The organism is Actinokineospora sp., assembly GCF_050699995.1.
Classification (GTDB): domain Bacteria; phylum Actinomycetota; class Actinomycetes; order Mycobacteriales; family Pseudonocardiaceae; genus Actinokineospora.
In genome coordinates, this window is the sequence record NZ_JBOHGC010000189.1 from 1 (window position 1) to 4,296 (window position 4,296).

Consider the following 4,296-nt stretch of genomic DNA (forward strand, 5'->3'; position numbering starts at 1 on the left):
CCGGCCCACTGTGGGCCGCCATGTACGAACAGGAACGCGACGAGCACCGCGTCACCGTCGACTGGGCCGGTGGCCTGTCGCTGGACAACGTGCACCTGCGCTACGAGCTGCACAAGACCCGCGTGCAGCGGGCCGCCCTGTGGGCGCTGCTCAAGGAGCAGACCCACATCGTCCGCGCCCTCCGGGCCGAGGTCGACGCACTCGCCACCGAGTGCGCCACCCACGAGGACGCCATCGCTGAGCTGCGCCACGAGATCGACGGGGGGAACCACTGATGAAGAGCTACGTGCACATCGGCAAGAAGTCGTGGTGGTCCGGGGAGATGACCACGTTGTGCGGGATGACGTTCCCCAAGGGCAAGAGCGAGGAAGTGACGTTTCACTGGGGTCTCTGCCCGGCCTGCAAGGCCGCGAAGAAGCGGGGGGCGAAGCTCTGATGGCCACGATGACGAGCACGCAGAAGGCGTACCCGGTTCCGGCGGAGACCATCGCCGCCCGGTTGCGGACCCGCACCAACGAGTCCGGCGAGACCCCGTCGCGCAACCAGATCATGACCGAGTTCAAGGTGGGTGCGCCGAAGGCCAAGCGGGTGCTGGACCTGCTGACCGCACCCGAACCCGCCACCACGACGGACCAGGGAGGAGGCCGCGGGGCTTCCGTCACCGCTGAACCGGTCACAGACGAGCACGACGACATGCCGACCGACCCGTTCCCGGTTCAGACCCACCCGGTGGACCTGGCCACGGCTGAGGTGCCCGCTTCGGTGTCCTCGCAGGTCATCCCGGCCGGAGACCCGGTCACGGACCCGACCCCTGCCACGGTCAAGGCACCCCCCGCGACGGTCCCGGCCGCCCGTTCCAGCCGGGTCCGGTTGCCCCGGCACTGGCCGCTGCTGCTGCTGGCCGCACCCGCGTTCGTCGCCATCTGGGGCGGCTGGGTGGGCCTGGGCAAGCTCGCCGGGTTCGGCGAGATCGTCCTACTGCCCGGCATCGCCGACAACTTCACCCTCGACTCCTCCATCACCCTGCCCATCGGCGTGGAGACCTACGCCGCGTACGCGCTGAAGGTCTGGCTCACCAACGGGCACCCGCCCGCCGCGCGCAGGTTCGCCAAGTGGTCCGCGATCGCCTCCCTCGTGCTCGGGATGGCCGGACAGGTCGCCTACCACCTGATGACTGCCGCCCACATGGACACCGCCCCGTGGCAGATCACCACCCTCGTGGCCTGCCTGCCCGTGGTGGTCCTCGGGTCCGGTGCCGCACTGGCGCACCTCACCCACACCGACGACACCACGGAGGTGACCGCATGAGCGCCCCGAACACTCACCGTCCACACGGGATGGACAACGTGATTCCCCTGCGCACCAACGGTTCCGATGTCGAACTCGACATCATCGACGCTGAGATCGTCGCCGAGGACCCGGACCCGACCGTGCGGATTCCGGGGACCGCGATCGAGCGCGCCGACCGACGCACCCTCGTGCACCGCGCCGCCAAGACCCGCGATGTCGTCTACGCCACCGCGCGCCGCGTGCACACCGTCGCCACCCACGACACCACCCTGTCCGTGGGCAAGACGGTGGCCCGCAACGCCTGGTACCCGTTCGCCGGGGCCGGGGCGGTGGTGCGCCGCTGGCGTGACACCCACGGCGCGTCCCGTTACGAGCGGCAGATGCGCGCGGCCGAAGCAGCCGGGGAGTGGGAGAAGCTCCAGTACTGGCAGGAGGCCGACGTCGCGGAGAAGCAGCGCCGCCACGACCGTGTGATGGACTGGATGCGCGCACCCGCGCAGCTGCTCAAAGCCGCAGGCCTGGCCCTGGTCGGGTTGGCCGGGTTCCTGCTGGTCGTCGGGATCATCCTCGCGTTCAACAGCGGGAACATCGCCGACGTGATCGCACCCATCAGCGCCGTGGTGTCCGCCGTGGCGTTCGTGGTGTGGTTCCTCACCGCTTACGGGGTGCTGCTGCTCACCGTGGGCACAGCGGGCGGACTGGTCTACCTGTACCGGCAGGGCCGCGCGGTGGAGACGCCGCAGTGGATGACGGTCGCCCCCAAGGCGGACACCGACCAGATGGACGTCATGCCCGACGAGGGAACGATCGTCAACGCCCTGCGCAACCTCAACATCCCCGGCTTCAACCGTGCACTCAAGGAGGGGTGGCGGATGCGGTTCCTCATGCCCCCGACCCTGGACGGCAAGGGGTGGCGCTGCCAGATCTCGCTGCCCCCGGCAAGCCCGGTGGAGGAGATCGTCAAGCGCAAGGCCACGTTGGCGCACAACCTCGTGCGGTTCCCCAACGAGGTGTGGCCCACCGAACCGCAGGCCACTGTGCTGGACCTGTGGGTGGCCAACCCCGGTGCCCTCTCCGGCCCGGTGGACCCGTGGCCGCTGCTCGCCACCCTGGACACCGAACGCTGCGACTACTTCAAGGGTGTGCCGGTCGCGGTCACCATCAAGGGCGACACCGTGAACGCCCGCCTGTCGGAAGCCAACCACGTCTACGGCGGGATGATGGGCTCCGGCAAGTCCACCATGGTCATCACCCTGCTCGCCGGGGCATCGCTGGACCCGTTGGTGGACATCGACGTCGTGGTCATGGCCGAAAACGCCGACTACGAACCGATGCGCCCCCGCCTGCGGTCCCTGATCACCGGGGCCGGTCAGGACACAGTGGACACCTGCATGGCCATGCTCACCGCCCTCTACCAGGAACTCTCCACCCGTGGCCAAGCCTTGCGTGAGCACGACGAACGCGCCGTCACCCGCGCCCTGGCCCAGAAAGACGCCCGACTGCGCCCGCGCATCCTCGTGGTCGACGAGTGCCAGAACCTGTTCATGGGTGAGCACGGCAAGGCCGCGATCGAGGTCGCGTCCAAGCTGATGTCCACCGCCCGCAAGTACGCCATCACCCTGGTGTTCCTCACCCCCGAGCCGTCCAAGGACGCCTGCCCCCGCAAGATCACCAGCGTTGCCAGCAACAAAGCCTGCTACGCCATCGGCGACCACCAGGCCAACGACGCCATCCTCGGCACCGGCAGCTACAAGTCCGGCATCAGCGCCGTGGGCCTGACCCCGAAGACCGACGACGGCCCCGGAGATGTCGGCACCTGCATGGCGCGCGGCTTCACCGCCCAACCCGCCCTGCTGCGCACCTTCTACCTCTCACCCGCCGAGCTGCACCAGGTCACCGATCGCGCCATGCAGCTGCGCGCCCAGGCGGGCCTCACCCCCGCCCCGGCCGCGCCGACCGCACCGGCGAAGGTGGTCGATCACCTTGCCGACATCGCCACCGTCCTGGGCGGCAAGACCCTTGTCCGACACCAGGAAGTGCTCGCGCTGCTCGCCCAGTACGACGCCGACACCTACACCGACTGGACCCCCGCCGACCTCCGCGCTGCCCTGCCGGATGAGGCCAAGCCCTACAAGACCCGCGACGGCTCCATGCACGTCAACGGCGACCGCGTCCGCGACGCCTTGGCGAACCGCGACACCGATCCGGACACGGACAGTGACGACTGGGACGGCGAGGACTGACCCACGACCCCGAGGGAGGCGCTAGGGAGCTAGGGAGAACTCCCTACCCCCATCCCTAGCGCCCCTCCCTCACCACCACCAGCAACAACCCACCGCTAGGGAGCTAGGGAGCACCCCGCTCCGACCAGCGGAAACACCCGAAAAGCGGGGATCGAGCGCCCTCGCCGGGCCTCCCTCCCTCCCTTAACCACGCCCTCAGGACGCTACACAGCGTCACCACCTGGAGACCTCACAATGAGCACCGCACAGCGTCACCTCACCGCCGCACTCGCCGCCGCCGCCCGCGGCTGGCACGTCTTCCCGCTCCAGACCAACGCCAAGCGCCCCGCCCTGCACGGACACACCCGCTGCCCCGGCGCGGGGCCGTGCGCCAACGGCCACCACGGGTGGGAGCAGCGCGCCACCACCGACCCCGACCGCATCCGCTGCGCCTGGTCGCACGGCCCGTTCAACATCGGCATCGCCACCGGCCCGTCCAACCTCGTCGTCGTCGACCTCGACGTCCCCAAGCAGGACGACCCGCCGCGCCCGGCCGCGTGGTCGCTGCCCGGCGTCGGCGACGGGGCCGACGTGTTCACCGTCGTCTGCCAGAGCGCCGAACAGCCCGTGCCCTGGGACACCTGCACGGTGGGCACCCCGTCCGGTGGCATCCACCTCTACTTCGCCGCCCCGGCCGGTGTGGAGCTGCGCAACACCGGGGGCGAGCGCGGGAATGGGTTGGGGTGGAAGGTCGACACCCGCGCCCACGGCGGCTACGTCGTCG

Annotated in this window: 5 protein-coding genes; all 5 read left to right on the forward strand. The window is 69.9% G+C overall.

All coding sequences use genetic code 11. The features are described from left to right. Positions 1-275: hypothetical protein (locus ACRDSQ_RS10290; protein ID WP_431420623.1), on the forward strand; the 275-nt coding region annotated here is incomplete at its 5' end. Continuing rightward, positions 275-436 carry a hypothetical protein gene (locus tag ACRDSQ_RS10295; RefSeq protein WP_431420624.1) on the forward strand — a complete coding sequence of 54 codons (162 nt, stop codon included), beginning with the start codon at positions 275-277 and terminating at the stop codon, positions 434-436. The genes ACRDSQ_RS10290 and ACRDSQ_RS10295, both read left to right, overlap by 1 nt. An 8-nt stretch (positions 437-444) precedes the next feature. Continuing rightward, positions 445-1,308, forward strand: a complete 864-nt coding sequence (locus tag ACRDSQ_RS10300) for an ABC transporter permease (protein ID WP_431420625.1) — start codon at positions 445-447, stop codon at positions 1,306-1,308. Beyond that, positions 1,305-3,533 (forward strand): zonular occludens toxin domain-containing protein, encoded by a 2,229-nt coding sequence (locus ACRDSQ_RS10305; RefSeq protein WP_431420626.1) that lies wholly within the window; start codon positions 1,305-1,307, stop codon positions 3,531-3,533. Before ACRDSQ_RS10300 ends, ACRDSQ_RS10305 begins: the two co-directional genes overlap by 4 nt. A gap of 234 nt (positions 3,534-3,767) precedes the next feature. Next, positions 3,768-4,296 (forward strand): bifunctional DNA primase/polymerase (locus ACRDSQ_RS10310; RefSeq protein WP_431420627.1); only part of this gene is annotated, 529 nt, incomplete at its 3' end.

Excerpts from the sequence above, each read along its gene's own strand:
- ACRDSQ_RS10295 (WP_431420624.1), top strand. The coding sequence starts at position 275 with ATGAAGAGCTACGTGCACATCGGCAAGAAGTCGTGGTGGTCCGGGGAG.
- ACRDSQ_RS10300 (WP_431420625.1), top strand. The coding sequence starts at position 445 with ATGACGAGCACGCAGAAGGCGTACCCGGTTCCGGCGGAGACCATCGCC.
- ACRDSQ_RS10305 (WP_431420626.1), top strand. The coding sequence starts at position 1,305 with ATGAGCGCCCCGAACACTCACCGTCCACACGGGATGGACAACGTGATT.